This window comes from Pseudoalteromonas thalassia (assembly GCF_049257215.1).
Lineage (GTDB): Bacteria > Pseudomonadota > Gammaproteobacteria > Enterobacterales > Alteromonadaceae > Pseudoalteromonas > Pseudoalteromonas lipolytica_C.
Genome location: NZ_JBMMUE010000016.1, coordinates 1 through 19500, shown reverse-complemented (window position 1 = coordinate 19500; position 19500 = coordinate 1). Strand labels below are relative to the sequence as shown.

Here is a 19500-nt window from a genome sequence, read left to right as displayed (position 1 = left end):
GGCTTGGTTAAAGCACATGCGAAAATACATGTTCGCTGCATTAACCTTACTGGTAGCGCAGTCGGTAGTCGCTGCACCTGTACTTTATGATGTGCGTTACAATCCAATCATGAAGGATGAAACGCAGCTGCAGCTAGTCTTTGATGAAGCCCTTACATTTGAGCCTAAAGTTCAGGTTTATAACGCACCAGCTCGGATAGAAATGTTATTTAACGATGTCGGTGTTGATAAAGAAGTTCAGACTGTAAATATAAACCAAGCAGGTATTCAGCAAGTCACTAGCACAATGACAACGGATGGTTTAAAAGTTGTTGTTATGTTGGATAAATTGAAAATTTATAAAACAACAGCTAAAGACAATGTTTACACGCTGCATGTTTCAGATAACCCAATTGCCAGTGATGAATCGACTGATCCATTATCAGCCTCAAGTAACTTTATAAATACTGTACAATCCATTGATTTTCGTCGTACTGAAAAAGATGAAGCTCGCTTATTGGTGTTTTTGCAAGGTACTCAAGCTGCGATTGATGTACATGAAAGCGGTGGTAAAATTATTGCAGAATTCCATCATACGGATATTTTAGACGAGCTTCTGTATGAACTAGACGTTATTGACTTTGGTACCGTTGTAAGCAAAATCGAGACCTTCAAAGAAGGAACAATGACTCGTATAGTGGTAGAGCCAAATGCTGCGTTTAAATTTACTCACCAACAAATAGAGAACATCTTTACGTTAACAGTTGAAAAAGATGATACTCAACGTGCATACCTAGACGGCGGTATTGAATATCAAGGTCGTCCTATGAGCCTTAACTTCCAAGATATTCCAATTCGCTCTGTGCTACAGATTATTGCGGGCTATAACGAGTTTAACTTAGTAACAAGCGACTCTGTAACAGGCAATATTACGCTTCGTCTAGAAGGTGTTCCTTGGGATCAGGCTTTGGATGTTGTGCTTAAAATTAAAGGTTTGGATAAACGCATGGATGGTTCTATTTTGATGGTTGCACCATCTGAAGAACTGGCAGCGCGTGAAGCCAAAGAGCTTAAGGCTAAACAGCAAGTCGAAGATTTAGAGCCTTTATACAGTGAATATATTCGCCTTAATTATGCTAAAGCTGAAGAGTTTGCTGATTTATTAAAAACCGATACCAACAGCATCATTTCTTCACGAGGCAGTGTTTCGGTTGATAAACGTACTAACACATTATTAATTAAAGATACTTCTAAAAGTATTGATAGTGTTCGTCGTATGGTTGAAACCCTTGATATTCCAGTAAAGCAAGTAGTGATTGAATCACGTATGGTTACTGTGAATGATAACGTGCAAGAAGACTTAGGCGTACGTTGGGGCATAAGCGATGTAGGCAGTGACGGTGCTATCTCTGGGACTCTTGAAGGCGCTGGAGGCATGTTTGGTGCTGGCTCTTACAATAACATTCCAAGTTTAGCTGACCGATTAAATGTAAACTTACCAATTTCAAGCCCTGCGGGAAGTATTGGTGTACAAGTTGCCAAATTAGCTAACGGCACCATTTTAGATTTAGAGCTCAGTGCTTTAGAAGAGGAAAACCGAGGTGAGATCATCGCAAGTCCGCGCATCACTACGGCTAACCAACAAAAAGCACGTATTGAGCAAGGTACCGAAATTCCTTATGTTGAAGCTGCATCAAGTGGTGCAACAACGGTTACCTTTAAAAAAGCGGTATTAAGTTTAGAAGTAACGCCACACATTACGCCTGACAATAAGGTGATTTTAGACCTAGTTATCACACAAGATACACGCGGTGATACGGTGCAAACACCAACGGGTTCAGCGGTGGCGATTAATACTCAAGAAATCCAAACACAAGTGTTAGTAGAGAATGGCCAAACAGTTGTTCTTGGTGGTATCTTCCAACAGCAAATCGTTAACTCAACGAAGAAAGTTCCTGTACTTGGAGACATTCCATATTTAGGAACCTTATTCAAAAGCACCAGTGAGTTTAATGAAAAGAAAGAGCTGTTAATCTTTGTAACACCAAAAATTCAATTGGATTAAGTGATTTTTTCTTAAGCAACGAGCAATTAGCATGTTTAATTGCTCGTTATATGGCTTTTTATGCTAATTGACTTGAAATACCCAAGCAATTACTGAGATAATCCCCTCCTTAATTTTGGGGCCAGGTCGTTAGGCGGGGTTTTATTTCAAATTTTAGAGTTCGTTTGTACTAAAAAGATATGGCTGAGAAACGTAATATATTTCTAGTGGGCCCTATGGGGGCTGGCAAAAGCACAATTGGTCGTCACATTGCTGACCAATTACACCTTGAATTTTTCGATTCAGATCAAGAGATCGAGCGACGCACAGGAGCAGATATTGCTTGGGTGTTCGACCTTGAGGGTGAAGAGGGCTTCCGACTTCGTGAAGAAACTGTTATTTCAGACCTAACTGAGATGCAAGGTATTGTACTTGCAACAGGTGGTGGTTCTGTGATCAGTAAAGAAGTACGTAATAAGCTTTCTGCTCGCGGTATTGTTGTATACCTAGAGACACCTATCGAAAAGCAAGTTGCACGCACGCAGCGCGACAAGCGTCGCCCATTATTGCAAACAGAAGAAGCACCGCGTGATGTATTAGAGCGCTTAGCTGAAGAACGCGAACCGTTATACAAAGAAGTGGCTGATTTTGTTGTCCGCACTGATGAGCAAAGCGCTAAAGTTGTTGCTAATCAAATCATTGAGAAATTAGATTTTTAAAACCAATAATTAAAAAAGGAAACTAGCGATGCTTGAATTAACTGTTAATTTGGACGAGCGAAGTTATCCTATTTATATTGGTCAATCTGCTCTTAAAGACACAGGTCGATTACGCGAACACATTGGCGATTGTCGACCTATCATTATCACCAACGACACCATTGCACCTCTATACCTTGATGATGTAATGGCGTCATTGGCTGATCTTAACCCGTTATCTTTTTCTATTCCTGATGGTGAACAATATAAGTCACTAGAGTGGTTTGAGAAAATTTCGGCATTCTTACTCGAACATAACTGTGGTCGTGACACCTGCCTTATTGCATTAGGTGGTGGTGTTGTGGGCGACTTAACCGGTTTTGTTGCTGCCTGTTATCAACGCGGTGTGCCTTTTATTCAAGTACCTACAACCTTGCTATCACAAGTTGATTCGTCAGTCGGTGGTAAAACCGCTGTTAATCATCCGCTTGGAAAAAATATGATTGGTGCGTTTTACCAACCGCAAGCCGTTTTTATCGATACCCAATCACTACATACTTTACCTGAGCGAGAGTTCGCAGCAGGCATGGCTGAAGTGATCAAGTACGGTTTAATCTATGACACAGAACTATTTGCTTATTTAGAGCAAAATATCGCTAATCTTAAATCACTCGATGAGCAAACATTACAGCATGTTATTTATCGTTGCTGTGAAATCAAAGCCTTGATTGTTGCGCAAGATGAAAAAGAAGCAGGTTTGCGTGCGTTATTAAACCTGGGTCATACTTTTGGTCACGCTATTGAAGCGCAAATGGGCTATGGTAATTGGTTACACGGCGAAGCTGTTGCTGCTGGTATGGTGTTAGCAGCACGTTTAGCGCAAACTCGCGGTGATTTAACTGCAGCTGAAGTTGAGCGCATAGTGCAATTGATTGCTCATTACGATTTACCTGTTGATATTCCAGCTGAAATGACTAGCGAGCAGTTTTTAACGCATATGCGTAAAGATAAGAAAAACAAGAAAGGCACGATCCGGTTTATTCTTCCTACCCAATTTGGTCAGTGCGCGCTGATAAGCGATGTTACCGATCAGCAGGTTTGTGATTTAATAGCGCGCTAATGCAATCGCAAATATTGCCTAGCCGTGCTGCGCTAGTTGATCGAATCGCTCTGCAGTTTGAATATGGGCAGAATTTAATTTGCTTACTTGGCCCTTCAGGGTTAGGTAAAAGTTACTTACTAGAAACATTCATCACTGATAAGTACGCTGAGTTTAACAAAGCATTTGTACAATTGTCTGGCAAAATGACAGATCAACAGCTGCTTACAGAGCTACTCGAACAAAGCTTTAGTAACCCACTTATCGATCATACCCAAACGTTATCAGAAAACTTTTATAACCTGTATAAGCAGCAACCTTGTGGTGATTGCTTGTGGGTGATTGATGGCGGGCGTCATTTATCTGAGGAAATGGTTCATCAACTCGAGATACTGGCAAAGAAAAGCCCAAGTACCTTATATATTTTGATAGCATCTCAGTCTGTTGGGCAATTCACACAAGCTGTTGAAATTCACCTAGAGGCACTTAATCTTAGTGAAAGTAAGCAGTTGATGCGTTGGTTTTTCGATAGCCTTCCGGTAGAAGAAGATCCTGTTTTTCGAACCTTTTTGCAAGAAGCTCATGGTAATCCTGCATTATTACTTGCATGGCAACCTGATCAACAAACTGCAGATATTCGCCCTCCAGAAAAGAGCTACAAACCGTTGTATTTAACCCTGTTGTTAATAACAACTATGTTATTAATTATTGGCTTTTTGTACAAAGCAGATATGACCCAATGGTGGAAAGCACATTATCAACAAGAGGAGAGTGCCACTATTGCTACGGCTCTCCCAGCAGAAAAGGTTACTGCGGCTCAACAAAACAGCGATGAAACGCTATCAGAGCCGAGCAGTGCGTCAGTAGAGCTAGATAATAATACTGTGACAGTTCAACAGTCAGAAGCTCCAGCAGTAAGCCATGAAAATAATATTGCTGCAATTGTTGATAGTCTTGCTAGTGCAAAACCTGAAGAGCAACAGGCCAAACCAAGTAGCGAAGAAATTGCCGCAGTATTGACTGACGACGCCTTAAATCCTCCTCCAGCTGATAATGCCGTTAATACAGAAACAGTTGAAAAAGCGCCGACAGTGAGTGCAAATGCATGGTATTTAGCAGAGCCAGACGAGCATTTTGTAATACAGCTGTTAGCTGTTACTAAAAAAGAAATCACTGATAAGTTTATTACAGAGAACTCATTAGAAGGGCAAGTTAATACGTATCAAACTTTGCGAGGTGGCAAAGTGTGGTGGATTGTAACTTATGGTAGCTATGCCACCTTAAACGACGCGAAAAATGCGTTATCAACACTACCGAATAAAGTGCGTAAAAATCAGCCTTTTTATAAAAAAATAAGTAAAATTAAGCAAGAAATTGCTTCACAGGATCAGTAAATTAAAACTGATTAGTGTAGAATCGCGCAATATCGAATTGAAGTTAAGAGCAGATGCAGCAAAAGACCAGAGCCTTCCTTAAATGGGCAGGTGGAAAATACAGCCTAGTTGAAGATATTCATGCCCGCTTAAAACAAGCGAGTTTGGATGCTGATACTTTAGTTGAACCTTTTGTTGGCGCTGGCTCTGTATTCCTCAATACTGACTTTAAGCATTATATTTTAAATGATATCAATGCTGATTTGATCAACCTGTACACAGAGCTTAAACGCACGCCGGATGAATTTATTAGCGATGCAAAAAAGTTATTTGTTGAGCTAAATAATCACCCAGAAGCTTACTACGAATACCGTGTTCAATTTAATCAAAGCAGTGATGTATATGAACGTGCAATTTTGTTCTTATACATGAACCGTCACGGGTACAACGGCCTATGTCGTTATAACCTAAAAGGGATTTTTAATGTTCCTTTTGGAAAATATAAGCGCCCATACTTTCCAGAGAAAGAAATGAATTTCTTTGCTGAAAAAGCTCAACAAGCAACTTTTACCTGCTTAGGTTATGACGAAGTGTTTAAGCTTATTCCTGAAAACGCAGTAGTGTATTGTGATCCACCCTATGTACCACTCAGTAAAACGGCGTCGTTTACTTCCTACGCTAAAGGCGGTTTTAATTTAGATGACCAAGCTAACTTGGCTAATTTAGCTGAGCAGGCTGCATTCGAAAATAATACGCCTGTACTTATTTCTAATCACGATACAGTGTGGACTCGCAAAATCTACAGCCAAGCATCACTTGATGAGATTAAGGTGAAGCGGACAATAAGCCCTAAGGGTGGTTCACGAAATAAAGTGAATGAATTGATGGCTATGTATTTAGCACCAAAGAAACCGCGAAATAAATAGCAGCAATAAAAATAATAAACAAAATGACAGCAATCACAATGATGGCCAGTGGTGAATGCTCTTTGAAGTCTGCTTGACGTTTTTGCTCTGACTGCACACCAAAAAATGCCGCAAAGACACTTTGTAATGCACTAATAAAGCTGCTCATCTAATTAGAACTTTGAGCTTAAACTACTAACGTTCTTTGACTCTTCGCTACTTGTTAAAAGCTCAAGTAAATCGAGGTAGTGGAATTGTGCGCTACGGCTGTCACCAGTCAACCAAGAAAACCATCCAGTTTCTTGTTCTGCTTTCATACATTGAGCAGAAGATGATGATGCGTTTAGCGTATTGCATGAGCAACCAGACGCCGTTACTAAAAACTTGTCTTCATCGGCAGATGAAAAAGATACAAACGTAGCAACAGTAAGTGCGGACGCGATTAAGATCCCTATTTTAAAAGCACGCATGAGAATAACCCTTGTTTGTGTTATTTAGACAAGCATACCTAATAATTGCTCAAATAACAAACTTAATTCATGCTGAATTGATTAAAAAATTAATAAAATTAGCGCGTTAAAGTTAATTTTATGTTTAATTATTGTTTTATTTTTTGGTGCTTTTGACATGTTTAATCGGTTTAGGTAGCAGGTCAGCTAGTTAATAGTTCTTATATTCGAATGATCTTAAAGGCTTTCTACTATTTAGCTAAGTATTTACCCTGTGTCGTACTGTTTTAATCAGTAAGCGATTAGGTTACATTAAGCGCTCCTTTAGCGTAGCAAATTATTATTGGATCACTCATGTTAGAAACCTTACAAAAGTATTTAATAGCCCCTTCAATTTTATCGGCTGACTTTGCTCGCTTAGGTGACGATGTCGATCGTGTTCTTGCAAGTGGTGCTGACGTTATACATTTTGATGTAATGGATAACCATTACGTGCCTAACCTCACATTTGGACCAATGATTTGTAAAGCGCTGCGAGATTACGGCATCACAGCACCAATTGATGTACATCTGATGGTAAAGCCAGTTGACCGCATTATTCCTGATTTTGCTGAAGCAGGGGCGTCGATTATCAGTTTTCACCCAGAAGCCAGTGAGCATATAGACCGCACTTTGCAATTAATTAAAGATAATGGCTGCCAAGCGGGATTAGTGTTTAATCCTGCAACAAGTTTAAGTTACCTTGAACATGTGCTTGATAAAGTTGATGTAGTGCTATTAATGTCGGTTAACCCTGGCTTTGGTGGCCAAAGTTTTATTCCACATACTCTCGAAAAGCTCCGCCAAGCACGTAAAATTATTGATGATTCAGGTCGTAATATTCGTTTAGAAGTTGATGGTGGGGTCGGTGTTGATAACATTGCCGAAATAGCAGAAGCGGGCGCTGATATGTTTGTATCAGGCTCTGCAATTTTTAATCAACCAGATTACAAAGCGGTCATCGATGCGATGCGCAGCGAACTTGCGAAGGTTGAATAATGAAATACGATGCGGCATTTTTCGATTTAGATGGCACCTTGGTCGATAGCGTTTATGATTTATACATTGCGATGAACCTGACTTTAACCGACTTAGCGTTTCCGGTTGTTACACAAAAGCTAGTAGAAAGCTGGGTCGGCAATGGTATTGAAACCTTAGTTAAGCGTGCTTTGAGCGGCGACATGCAAGTAAGCGAGCATTTGGATGAAGCCCTTGCAGAGCGTGCTATTGATTTGTTTTATCAGCACTATGACCACGTTGTGGGTGACTATAGTGCGCTTTATCAACATGTAGAAACAGGGCTTGCTGCACTTGCTGGTATTCCTAAAGTGGTGATCACCAATAAGGCACGCCGTTTTACCGAAAAGCTACTTGATAAACTCTCATTGACCAGTCATTTTCAGTTTATTGTCTGTGGCGATGATATGGCAAAAAAACCATCACCTGAGCCATTGCAATATGCTTGTCAGCAACTCGATGTCAGCCCTGAAAAAACGGTTATGATCGGCGACTCAAAAAGTGATATTTTGGCAGCAAAAGCTGCAAATGTTGACGTTGTTGCACTCGGTTATGGCTATAACCAAGGTGAAAACCTCGCTGATTTCAATCCAGAGTACCTCTGCGAGAGTTTCTTAGATATAATACCCGTTCTTACCCAAAGGTAAGTGCATTTTAAATTCGTCTTTTTAGTTTAGTAAAAAATATAAAGGAACATCATGAGTAAACCAGTAGTGTTAAGTGGCATTCAGCCAACCGGTGGTATGACAATAGGCAACTATGTTGGCGCTATTAACCAGTGGCTTAAGCTACAGGAAGACCACGAAAGTTTCTTTATGTTAGTAGATTTGCACGCCATTACAGTTCGCCAAGATCCAGAGCAATTACGCTCGCGTGTGCTGGACGGTATTGCGCTATATGCTGCATGCGGTATCGACCCAGAGAAAGCTGCGTTATTCGTGCAATCTCAAGTGCCAGAACATGCACAGCTGAGCTGGGTATTAAACTGTTACGCGCAAATGGGTGAGCTTAATCGTATGACGCAGTTTAAAGATAAGTCATCTAAACATGCGAATAACGTGAATGTGGGCTTATTCTCTTACCCAGTGCTGCAAGCGGCTGATATCTTGTTATACCAAGCAGATCAAGTGCCTGTGGGCGAAGATCAAAAGCAACACCTTGAATTAACACGTGATATCGCAACACGTTTTAACAACCTATACGGTGACGTGTTCAAACTACCTGAGCCGTATATTCCTGAGTTCGGCGCACGTGTAATGAGCTTACAAGATCCGCTGAAGAAAATGTCTAAGTCAGATGAAAATCCAAACGGTTACATCATGTTATTGGATGAGCCGAAGAAGATTGAAAAGAAACTGAAAAAAGCAGTAACCGATTCAGACGAACAAGCACGTATTTACTTTGATCGTGACGAAAAACCAGGTGTATCTAACCTACTTACTTTATTATCAGTTGCAACTAAGCGCTCAATCGAAGACTTAGTTCCTGAATACGAAGACAAAATGTATGGTCACCTGAAAAAAGACACTGCAGCAGCGGTTGTTAATATGATTGAGCCAATTCAAGCGCGCTTTAAAGAGATCCGTGAAGATCAATCACTACTTGATAGCATTATGAAATCAGGTGCTGAAAAGGCGAGTATTCGCGCTGAAAAAACATTAAAAGCTGTGTACGATGCGGTAGGTTTTATTCCTCGCCCGTAAGCTTGCAACAAATAATTGAAATAAAAATACCGCTTAACAGCGGTATTTTTTTATTCATTAAAAACTCAGCACAATTAAAACAGTAAAAAAACACATCAGCGCGGCAGCAGTTTTGTCTGTTTTTTCCATTTTTTTATTCCTCATCTGTGTTCAACTGTTTAATTACATAGCCTTTATTTTTTAATAGGCCTAACAAGCTATCTTCACCAGCCAAGTGGGCTGCACCAACGAGCACCAGCTCTTTTTGATGATTAGTAAAATAGCGCTCTATCTTACTAAGCCAGGTTAAATTACGTTGCTTAATTAACATTTCATAAGTAAGGGGATCACGTTGTTTTAGTGGTAGGGTAGTAAGCTGAGCCATTGCTTGCATATCGCCATTTCGCCATGCATCGAGCATTTCAACATACAGTTGCTGGAAGTCAGAAACTTGTGCCAATAGTGATTCTATAAAGGCATTCTCATCTTCATTGCCTAATTGTTTAAACAAATTTAACTGGAAAGCTAAGGTTTCAAGGTAAGCTATTTTTTTATTATCTTGTTTGGCCAGTTTCGCAAGATAGCTATCGACGCCTTCACCTAAGAGCTGCTGTTTTTGTAACTCTAACGACATGATTAGCAAGCTCACCATAAAAGGTCGAAAGCTATCCAGTTCATAGAGATGCATGCCATAGCTATTAAGCTGTAATTTTAATTGTTGCTTAACTTTTTCTGTCAGTTTGCTACTTAAGGTTTCACCTGCTTGATAGCTAAGAGCTTTAAGCAGGGTTAGTTGTGCCGAGCTATCGCTTGGTGCAGGTACATCGGCTTCAAGCACTAAGGTATCTATCAGTTTATAAGCCTGATTAAATTCAGTGGGAAGTGGCAGCTCTTTAGAAGGTAAAATATGAATTGAACCAGCAAGATAAATATATTCATCACCTTTACTTACCTGCCAAATGGCACTTTTAGCGATGCTAAAACTACTTGCTAATAAGCCTGATGCAGCAATGAATGAGATGAGCAAGTATCGAGTTAATGTTTTCATTATTTTAGCCTGTTAATTGATGAGGCTTGCCCAGCATGCTGGGCAAGCTAGCTGTTAGTTATTGAGCTGTTGTTCAATTTGGTGATCAATTTTATTGTTCATTTGCTCAATAGAGGCGGCTATAGATGTCTCTAACTGTTGATCTAGTTTTTGAGCACCTTGATTATTTAGTAAAGTATTCGGTGCTGTAATAACGAGTGCAGCGACTGCTAGTAGTGGCATCATTTTTAAAATTGAATTGCTCATAATGTAATTCCCTTAATTGGTTGATTGGTTTTATCAACGAGGCAAAAGTGGTTGGTAGCCCGTTGATGGAAACTACAATAGCGAGGAATTCGGATAGAGTCGCTTATCTAGTTCTAAGCGATTTATTTATAAGGTTTTGAAAATTTAATTAAAATAATTTCAATGGTTTAAGTCCAATCCTTATGGGCCGAAATAAGGTTTTAAAGCATATTATTTTTGAGGGTTTGCTTTATCGAGGGCTATTATTCTTTCACTGGCTGGCAGAAGCGCAGCAAGCCTCATTAATAAAATAGGATTACTGCGTTACTTTGCAACAGGGGTAACGCCTGGCGAGTCACACGCAATGACTTCAAATCGATAGCCATATTCAGCATTGTGATCAGGGGTTACTTGCACTATTTCGTAATCATTCAGCTCAACAGCTTTACTGTTTTCAGCCTTTAAACAGCGCGAATAACTATCGGCCTCAAAGCTGTAAGCAAACATGGCAATTAAGCGTTTGCTGCGCTCAAAGTAACCTTTACTATCTAAAAACTGACGTAGATTTTCAGCCGTTTCGTTATCAGCTTGTATGTTTATATCACGGCTAGGTACCTGAGCTTCTTCGTTGATGTCAGGAATTTGTTGCTCAATTTTTTCACTGAGTTCTTCAACCGCTTTTTGCTGCTCTTCACCTGACTCTTTGGCAATGACTTTACTGTCTATGAAGGTGCTAACCATATTGTGGAGCACTTCTTCAGGTGGCTTGTCATCAAGAAACGAAATTAAGTTAATAAATACTACGGTTGCTAAAATAAAACGCACGATGGCGGTTAATAGCGGCGAATAGCTTTGACTTATAAATTTAACTCGCTCAGAGCCAAATGGTTTTATCAGCAATAGAATAAAAATATAAAAAGGCAAAAAGAGTTGAAATAACAATAATGTACCTAGTGTTATTCCCAGCGCCCAAGGCGGTAAATATAACAGAGTGGCAAAGTTATGTGTGTAGTTAAAATGATTGGCAGAAACATGGGTTACATCATTTACTATGCCGCTTGCACCTGCCAACACAAAGTTAGCGATACTAGCATAGAAGATTAAAATCAGTGCCTTGCCGGCAAGTGAATGCCAAAGTTGATTAAACTTAGGCCAAAATTCAATAACAAGAGCAATAATGGTGATGGTGGCACTTAACCAGCCTGATGGCACAACAATCAGGCTGCTTAATGCCAAAAGATAGAGCTTTTGTGCGGTACTTAAGTTAAACCAAATGGCTTGTAAACGTTCAACCAACCTTGTTTTATGAGGTTGCCAGCTACGTTGCTGTTGTTGAAACTGTTTATTAGCGCGCCATTTTGCAATTTTTAAATACCTACGCACGCAATATCCTTTTTATAGTAGTGGTTTTAAGTACCTGCCTGTGTGTGAACGCTCACAATCTGCGACGTCTTCAGGTGTACCAGAAATTAAAATTTCACCACCGCCAGAGCCACCTTCAGGGCCTAAATCGACAATCCAGTCAGCAGTTTTGATCACATCAAGGTTATGCTCAATAACAACAATGGTATTACCGTGATCGCGTAAGCGGTGCAGTACTACTAATAATTGCTGAATATCAGCAAAGTGTAAACCCGTAGTTGGCTCATCAAGGATATACAGTGTTTTACCGGTATCGCGTTTTGAAAGTTCACGAGCCAGTTTCACTCGCTGTGCTTCACCACCTGAGAGGGTTGTTGCAGCTTGACCTAAGCGAATATACGACAAGCCAACATCCATTAACGTTTGCAGTTTACGTGCAATGGCCGGGATTTTATCAAAGTAGTCACGGGCATCTTCAACGGTCATTTCGAGTACTTGGTGAATGTTTTTACCTTTGTACTGTACTTCTAGGGTTTCACGGTTGTAGCGCTGACCTTTACATACATCACAAGGCACATATACATCCGGTAAAAAGTGCATTTCTACCTTGATCACGCCATCGCCTTGGCAAGCCTCACAACGGCCACCTTTAACGTTAAAGCTAAAGCGACCGACTTTATAACCACGCGAACGGGCTTCTTGAGTGCCTGCAAATAGCTCACGAATACCGGTAAAAATACCAGTGTAAGTTGCAGGGTTTGAGCGCGGAGTACGGCCAATTGGGCTTTGGTCAATATCAATCACTTTATCAAAATGATCCAATCCCTTAATTGACTTATACGGTGCTGCTTCTGCGGTCGTTGCGCCATTTAACTCGGTATGAGCCAGTTTAAATAAAGTGTCGTTGATAAGTGTCGATTTACCTGAGCCCGATACACCTGTGATACAGGTCATTAAGCCAAATGGAATACGTAAATCAACGTTCTTTAAGTTGTTACCTGTGGCACCAAATAGCTCAAGCCATTTGTCGTTGGTTTGATGGCGAGCCGCCGGTACTTCGATTTTCTTTTCACCAGAGAGATACTGACCGGTGATAGAATCTTTACTTGCTAGAATATCGTCATGGGTACCTTGTGCAATAACATGGCCGCCATGAACACCAGCACCCGGGCCGATATCGATAATATGATCGGCAGCGCGAATGGCATCTTCGTCATGCTCAACCACAATGACGGTATTGCCTAAATCACGTAAGTGAATAAGGGTTTTTAGTAAGCGGTCGTTATCGCGTTGGTGCAAACCAATTGATGGTTCATCCAGTACGTACATAACACCAACAAGGCCTGCACCAATTTGGCTTGCTAAACGAATACGCTGAGCTTCACCACCTGAGAGGGTGTCAGCGCTTCGCTCAAGTGATAAGTAATTAAGGCCTACATTAATTAAGAAAGATAAACGGTCGCGAATTTCTTTGAGGATTTTATCGGCAATTTGGGCACGCTGACCAGTTAGGCTTAAGCTATCAAAAAATGCCATGCTTTCACCAATACTCATTGTGGTGATGGCAGGTAGATTGGTTTGGCCAATAAATACATGGCGAGCTTCTTCGCGTAATCGAGAGCCATGACAGCTTGGACACGCTTGGCTCGTTTGGTATTTAGCGAGCTCTTCGCGCACCGAGTTTGATTCTGTTTCGCGGTAGCGGCGGTTCATATTATTTAAAACGCCTTCAAACTCGTGGTTACGCGTAATTAAATCGCCACGGTCATTGCGATAATTAAAAGCAATTTTAGTCTTGCCTGAACCTTCAAGAATAACTTTTTGTGCTTCTTTACTCAGATTTTGAAACGGCGCTTCTAAATCAAACTTGTAATGCTCCGCGACGGCTTGCAGCATTTGGAAATAATAAAAGCTGCGTTTGTCCCATCCTTTAATTGCGCCGCCCGACAAGCTTAGCTCTGGGTTTTGCACTACACGGTTTGGATCAAAATACTGACGTACACCTAAACCATCACAGCTTTGGCATGCACCTGCTGGGTTATTAAACGAGAATAAACGCGGTTCAAGCTCGCCCATTGCATAGCCACAGGTTGGGCAAGCAAAGTTAGCTGAAAACAGCATGTCTTCGCTAAGAGAGTCATCCATTGCCGCTACATGAGCTATACCGCTTGAAAGCTCAAGCGCCGTTTCGAATGATTCAGCTAAACGCTGTTGTTGGCCATCTTTTACTTTAAAGCGGTCAACCACAACTTCGATAGTGTGCTTTTTATGAAGCTCAAGGGTTGGTGGATCTGATAAGTCACAAACTTCGCCATCAATACGGGCACGAATAAAGCCTTGGCTTGCAAGTTGCTCAAGCAGCTTAACATGTTCACCTTTTCGGTCTTTCACAACTGGTGCTAATAGCATTAGCTTGCTACCTTCAGGTAGCGCTAAAACCGTATCGACCATTTGGCTGATAGTTTGTGCTGCAAGCGGTAAGTCGTGAGTAGGACAGCGAGGCTCACCTACACGGGCAAATAATAAACGTAGGTAATCGTAAATTTCGGTGATGGTTCCGACTGTTGAGCGCGGGTTATGCGAGGTTGATTTTTGCTCAATAGAGATTGCAGGCGATAAACCTTCGATGTGATCCACATCGGGTTTTTCCATCAGCGATAAGAACTGCCTTGCATATGCAGAGAGTGATTCAACATAACGACGTTGCCCTTCTGCATAAAGCGTATCAAACGCTAAAGACGATTTTCCTGAACCAGATAGGCCAGTGATAACTATCAGCTTATCACGGGGAATGGTTAGGCTGATGTCTTTTAAATTGTGCGTACGGGCGCCTCGGACTTCAATGTTTTCCATGCTATCTCGTTTTGTTACCTAATTATTTTTTCAGTATCTCACAATACGCGATAAGATTAATCCTTGATCAAAGAAAAAATCATCACTCACAGGTGATTATTTAGTTTTTGCTTGTGGTAGAATCCACGCTCACATTTTAACAGACAGCAAGATCAGTAATTCATGACAGCATCTTCACTCAACTCTCGAGAAAAACGCGCTGCCGTTTCGTTGGCGAGCGTATTTGCATTTCGCATGCTTGGCCTATTTATGCTGATGCCAGTATTGGCAATTTATGGTCAGCAGCTAGAAGGGTTTTCGCCACTATGGATTGGCTTTGCTATCGGTGCTTATGGTTTAACGCAAGCTGTATTACAGATACCTATGGGCTGGTTATCGGACAAAATTGGTCGTAAAAAAGTCATTATTGGTGGTCTTTGTGTGTTTGCGCTTGGTTCTGTGATAGCGGCAACAGCTGAGTCAGTACAAATGGTGACGTTAGGGCGTGCATTACAAGGCATGGGCGCAATAGCCAGTGCATTGTTAGCACTGGCTTCTGATCTAAGTCGTGATGAACAGCGTCCAAAAGTAATGGCCGTCATTGGTATGTGTATTGGTATGAGCTTTGCCGTTGCTATGTTACTTGGGCCAATAGTAGCCGCATCATGGGGTGTTGCAGGAGTATTTTGGCTTACTGCAGGGCTGGCGCTTTTAGGTATTTTTATCGTGTTGTTTTTAGTGCCAAATGCAGTTAGTAAAGCCCCAAAAGGCGACACGCTTGCAACACTTGATGACATTAAGCAACTTATTAAACACCCACAATTAGCGCGCCTTGATTTTGGGGTGATGCTGCTTCATCTTACATTAACTACCGTATTTGTAGCATTACCAGGTCAGCTTATTAAAGATGGATTAATTGCAGATCATCATTGGTATTTATACATACCTGTATTATTTTTAGCATTTTTCTTGATGGCACCTATGATGATAGTGGCTATTCGCAAAGAAAAAGAAAAACAAGCATTCATTGGTTCAATCGCACTGCTGGTGTTAAGCATGTTAGCCATGTCGCTATGGGTTGATTCGGTGATTGGCATTGGTATTTGTATGTTGGTTTACTTTATTGCTTTTAACTTTTTAGAAGCCACCATGCCAGCTCTTGTTTCGCGTATTGCCCCTGCAAACCAGAAAGGTTCTGCGATGGGGGTGTTCTCATCAACGCAGTTTTTTGGTGCCTTTTTAGGCGGTTTATTGGGTGGCTATGTTGCTCAAGCATTAAGTGCGCAAGCAGTGTTTGCGGCAGCGGCACTTGTTGGGGTAATATGGCTTATCATTGCTTGGAATATGCAAGTCCCACCAAGAAGTAAAATAATTAGCTTAATGACCGAATTAAGTTCAGAGCAGCAAGCACAAGCACTTGCTTCTCGTCTTGTTGCTTTACCGGGCGTCATTGAAGCAACGGTTGTTTGTGATGAAAATCGCAGCTATTTAAAGATTAATGACAAAGAATTTGACCTAGACCAAGCACGTAAAGTTGCTGGTTTAATCTAACGTTTTATAGGAGAAGTTCCATGGCACGCGGTGTGAACAAAGTTATCTTGGTTGGTAATTTAGGCCAAGATCCAGAAGTACGTTATATGCCTAATGGCAATGGTGTAGCGAATATCAGCATTGCTACGACTGATAGCTGGAAAGATAAAAACACAGGGCAAATGCAAGAGCGTACTGAATGGCACCGTGTTGTGTTATTTGGCAAACTAGCTGAAGTTGCAGGTGAGTATCTTCGCAAGGGCTCACAAGTTTATATTGAAGGCCGTTTACAAACGCGTAAATGGACTGATCAATCAGGCCAAGAAAAATACACCACAGAAATCGTGGTAGATATGGGCGGTCAAATGCAAATGTTAGGTGGCCGTGGTGGCGATCAACAGGGGGGCGGCTATCAAGGTGGTCAATCACAAGGCGGTTACCAAGGTGGTCAACAGCAAGGTGGCGGTTACGGTGGTGGCTCACAACAAGCACAAAGCAATAACAGCTATGCACCACAGCAACAGTCTGCACCAGCACCACAGCAACAACGTCCACAGCAGTCAGCGCCGCAACAACAAAACAATAACCAATACGGTGGCGGTTATGGTGCTCCACAGCAAAGCAGTGCACCACAACAAGGCGGTTTTGCTCCTAAGCCACAAAATGCACCACAAGGCGGCGCATCAAACCCAATGGAACCACCAATCGACTTTGATGACGATATCCCGTTCTAGTTTCCGTGAGTGGAATAAGTGTAAAAAAACACTTGTAAACTAGATCAAAAATCATTAAGCCCAGCAAAAACGCTGGGTTTTTTGTTTTTTTACACTTTACATTTGAATTTTAATCATTAAAAAAGACTTTACGTAAACAAAAACAGTAAAGAAAAATAAAATGAATAAGTTACCAACAGTCGCCAATTTTGAAAAAGTAATACAACGTCTAAAAATAGCCATCACTATTATCTGAGTAATGGTGAACTACTTGTATATAAATAGATTAGGGGCAGTAACTTTAACTTAATAAAAAGCAATAAGCTTCTCTTCAAAAATCTTCCTTCATAAAGTCTCTGTGACTTTAATCAAATGGTTCCTTTTTTAAATCGTTCACTCTTAACATCTACTCGAATGCTTTTTAAGTGATTGATATTTATCGATTTAAATAATTATAAAAAAAGGTTTACAAAGAAATCTCAATCATTAAACAGATTAAAACTACTTAAAAACTTAAATGAAATAAGGTTGTTTTATGTCTGACTTACATGTCGAAACACTGATTTTAAAAAACGGAGAACGTTATCCTGTTTTAATGACTGGAAATAATGTTCCTCATGATCTCGTTACGCTTTGGGTAACCGCAAAACTTCATTCAAAAGGTCTCGCGTTAAATACGATCACCAATAAGATAAAACATATTCGCTGGTTTCTAACTTGGCAAACTAAACAAGAGAGAAATCTGTTTCGCGAGTTCCAAGATGGTCAATTCTTAACTGAAGAAGATATGGAGAATATCCAGTCGCATATGGCAATTGATATTTTGCATTTAAAAGCGGGTATCAAGCAAAAGAGGTCATCCCGCTCCAAAGTGATTAACTTATCAGGAAACCCATCTTTCCTTGAAGTAGCTCCATCGGTTGGGCGAAATCATCAATACAATCGATTGACGTCGGTCATTGAGTTTGTAGTTTTCATAGCAAAACTTGCGGTATCTAAAAAGCAGACGCGTTCTTTAAATCAGTCCATTTCAAAAATGGAAGAAAAGTTTAAGACATTTAGGCCGAAAGGTAGGGGGAAAAATGTCTTGAGTAAAAGTAAAGCGTTAGATATTCCAGTTGAAACTGTCGAAGAGTTTTTGAGTGTTGCTCACTTTGAGCACAAAGAAAATCCATTTGAAACAATGGATATAAAATTTAGGAACTACCTAATGTTCCATCTGTTAGAAAAAACAGGAATGAGACGAGGAGAACTACTTTCTCTTCAAATTACTCACATGACTTTACAAGGTAGCGATAAAGCTATTTGGATATCACGCACTCATGATGATGTTAATGATTCAAGAGTCAACCAGGCAGTTACAAAAACTAAAGAACGGAAAATTAGAATAAGCCAAGAGACTGCTGATTTAGTTAACAAATATATTATGCAGTATCGTTCAAATATACCCAAAGCGAATAACCACGCTTACTTATTTGTGACACACAAAAAATGCTCAACGCAAGGTAATCCTGTGTCGACTTCAACATTTGACAACACGATAGTGCCGAAGTTGAAAAAGGTTAAGACTAAATTTGAAGTAATCCACCCTCATTTTTTTAGACATTACTGGAACGAAATTTTCTCTAAAAAAATAGATAAAAATAATGAGCTAGCCATTCTAGATGCTAAAGGTCACAAACATATTGATAGTGATAAAGAAGCCAAAATGAGAAAGCATTTAATGGGACATTCAAGTGAACAGTCGGGTGCACATTATAACCAGAGACATATTACAAATCAGTCCAATGAGCTTTCATTAATGGAGCAAGAAGAGTTAAGCAGCAAAGTTAGAGAAGCCATAGCAAAGCGTGAAAGAAAGGAGAAGAATAATGGTTAACTCAGCAAAATGTATAGATCTATATTCATCACCTAAGCTAAAGGTATCGAAGGCAGGTTATAGCTTTGACGTCAATACCAATAAATGGCACTTGAACAAAGATACAACTATTAGTTTTCAAAAGGAGGTTCTTAGCACTGACCCAGTGGTGCATCATGGGTTTAGGCTAACTTTGTCAAGGTATGCTGAAATGTACTCAGCTGATCATACGCTGAATATGTATAACCGATTCCAAGCATTAGTTCGTGATACCGAGTGCAAAGTTATAGATGTACAAGCCATTCGCAATTGGAGGGCAATGCTTGATGATGAGAATGAATGGTATTTAGGAGCACTCAGAGGCTTTCTTATTAGCTGGTATGACTTTGGTTACCAAGGAATTAGTAAAGAGGTTGTTGATGCCCTAAATAGAATGACGCTTGCAGGAAATAAAAAGGGTGTAGCAATCGCTAATCGCTGCCCAGAAACAGGTGCGCTCACTCAAAATGAACAAATTGCAGTTACATGATCTTCCCTTGAAATTCTAGACACCTAGCTTGCTGATTTATACCTAGTTTCAAACTCTTCAGGGGACTGATGGCCAAGGTGGCTGTGCAGTCGAACTCGATTGTAAAATACTTCAATAT

The 19500-nt window shown here is 40.5% G+C and carries 18 protein-coding genes; 12 read left to right on the top strand and 6 right to left on the bottom strand.

The window, feature by feature from the left end:
- The first annotated feature begins 16 nt into the window (after positions 1–16).
- The 5 genes from AAEU31_RS16695 (at position 17) to AAEU31_RS16675 (ending at position 6119) form a co-directional block, all read left to right on the top strand.
- A complete protein-coding gene (locus AAEU31_RS16695; protein ID WP_421967832.1) occupies positions 17–2044 on the top strand; it encodes a type IV pilus secretin PilQ in 2028 nt (675 codons plus the stop codon).
- 179 nt (positions 2045–2223) lie between these two features.
- The gene (aroK, locus tag AAEU31_RS16690; protein WP_036973192.1) at positions 2224–2742 is read left to right on the top strand and encodes a shikimate kinase AroK; all 519 of its coding nucleotides are present in this window, start codon (positions 2224–2226) and stop codon (positions 2740–2742) included.
- Positions 2743–2770: 28 nt separating this feature from the next.
- Positions 2771–3841, top strand: coding sequence for a 3-dehydroquinate synthase (gene aroB / locus AAEU31_RS16685; RefSeq protein ID WP_421967803.1), 1071 nt, complete (start codon positions 2771–2773; stop codon positions 3839–3841).
- Positions 3841–5214 (top strand): AAA family ATPase, encoded by a 1374-nt coding sequence (locus tag AAEU31_RS16680; protein ID WP_421967802.1) that lies wholly within the window; start codon positions 3841–3843, stop codon positions 5212–5214. The genes aroB and AAEU31_RS16680 overlap by 1 nt, the downstream gene beginning before the upstream one ends.
- Positions 5215–5267: 53 nt before the next feature.
- Positions 5268–6119 (top strand): Dam family site-specific DNA-(adenine-N6)-methyltransferase, encoded by an 852-nt coding sequence (locus tag AAEU31_RS16675; protein ID WP_138557075.1) that lies wholly within the window; start codon positions 5268–5270, stop codon positions 6117–6119.
- On the opposite strand, the gene AAEU31_RS16670 is transcribed toward AAEU31_RS16675, so the two are convergent.
- Both AAEU31_RS16670 and AAEU31_RS16665 read right to left on the bottom strand, forming a co-directional pair.
- Entirely contained in the window at positions 6082–6267 is a 186-nt protein-coding gene (locus AAEU31_RS16670) for a DUF2970 domain-containing protein (protein ID WP_135922739.1), read from the bottom strand. The genes AAEU31_RS16675 and AAEU31_RS16670 overlap by 38 nt on opposite strands.
- 4 nt (positions 6268–6271) lie before the next feature.
- Positions 6272–6568, bottom strand: coding sequence for a hypothetical protein (locus AAEU31_RS16665; protein WP_421967801.1), 297 nt, complete (start codon positions 6566–6568; stop codon positions 6272–6274).
- 333 nt (positions 6569–6901) lie between these two features.
- Between AAEU31_RS16665 and rpe the strand changes: the two genes are divergently transcribed.
- From rpe to trpS, 3 genes are read left to right on the top strand one after another with little or no spacing between them, the layout of a single operon-like run.
- Positions 6902–7585: a ribulose-phosphate 3-epimerase gene (gene rpe, locus AAEU31_RS16660; protein WP_421967800.1), complete on the top strand. Its 684-nt coding sequence runs from the start codon at positions 6902–6904 to the stop codon at positions 7583–7585.
- Positions 7585–8250: a phosphoglycolate phosphatase gene (locus tag AAEU31_RS16655; RefSeq protein WP_421967799.1), complete on the top strand. Its 666-nt coding sequence runs from the start codon at positions 7585–7587 to the stop codon at positions 8248–8250. The genes rpe and AAEU31_RS16655 overlap by 1 nt, the downstream gene beginning before the upstream one ends.
- Before the next feature lie 51 nt (positions 8251–8301).
- Positions 8302–9306 (top strand): tryptophan--tRNA ligase, encoded by a 1005-nt coding sequence (trpS, locus tag AAEU31_RS16650; RefSeq protein ID WP_063699907.1) that lies wholly within the window; start codon positions 8302–8304, stop codon positions 9304–9306.
- A 133-nt stretch (positions 9307–9439) separates the two neighbouring features.
- Here the strand turns inward: trpS and AAEU31_RS16645 are convergent, their stop codons facing one another.
- From AAEU31_RS16645 to uvrA, 4 genes are all read right to left on the bottom strand, one after another.
- On the bottom strand, positions 9440–10333 hold the full coding sequence (locus tag AAEU31_RS16645; protein ID WP_421967798.1) for a TraB/GumN family protein: 894 nt from the start codon (positions 10331–10333) through the stop codon (positions 9440–9442).
- A 54-nt stretch (positions 10334–10387) separates the two neighbouring features.
- Complete coding sequence (locus AAEU31_RS16640; RefSeq protein ID WP_135922734.1) at positions 10388–10579, bottom strand: hypothetical protein; 192 nt, start codon at positions 10577–10579, stop codon at positions 10388–10390.
- A gap of 303 nt (positions 10580–10882) precedes the next feature.
- The gene (locus AAEU31_RS16635; protein ID WP_138557071.1) at positions 10883–11941 is read right to left on the bottom strand and encodes a hypothetical protein; all 1059 of its coding nucleotides are present in this window, start codon (positions 11939–11941) and stop codon (positions 10883–10885) included.
- Positions 11942–11953: 12 nt separating this feature from the next.
- Positions 11954–14773 (bottom strand): excinuclease ABC subunit UvrA, encoded by a 2820-nt coding sequence (uvrA, locus tag AAEU31_RS16630; RefSeq protein ID WP_138557070.1) that lies wholly within the window; start codon positions 14771–14773, stop codon positions 11954–11956.
- A 162-nt stretch (positions 14774–14935) separates the two neighbouring features.
- On the opposite strand from uvrA, the gene AAEU31_RS16625 reads away from it, so the two are divergent.
- The 4 genes from AAEU31_RS16625 to AAEU31_RS16610 all read left to right on the top strand — a co-directional run bounded on the left by AAEU31_RS16625 (position 14936) and on the right by AAEU31_RS16610 (position 19382).
- Positions 14936–16303 (top strand): MFS transporter, encoded by a 1368-nt coding sequence (locus AAEU31_RS16625; protein WP_135922731.1) that lies wholly within the window; start codon positions 14936–14938, stop codon positions 16301–16303.
- Between the two features lie 20 nt (positions 16304–16323).
- Positions 16324–17016, top strand: coding sequence for a single-stranded DNA-binding protein (gene ssb, locus AAEU31_RS16620; RefSeq protein WP_135922730.1), 693 nt, complete (start codon positions 16324–16326; stop codon positions 17014–17016).
- Positions 17017–17530: 514 nt separating this feature from the next.
- A complete protein-coding gene (locus AAEU31_RS16615) occupies positions 17531–18874 on the top strand; it encodes a tyrosine-type recombinase/integrase (RefSeq protein ID WP_421967797.1) in 1344 nt (447 codons plus the stop codon).
- On the top strand, positions 18867–19382 hold the full coding sequence (locus AAEU31_RS16610) for a hypothetical protein (protein WP_421967796.1): 516 nt from the start codon (positions 18867–18869) through the stop codon (positions 19380–19382). The genes AAEU31_RS16615 and AAEU31_RS16610 overlap by 8 nt, the downstream gene beginning before the upstream one ends.
- The last annotated feature ends 118 nt before the right edge of the window (positions 19383–19500 follow it).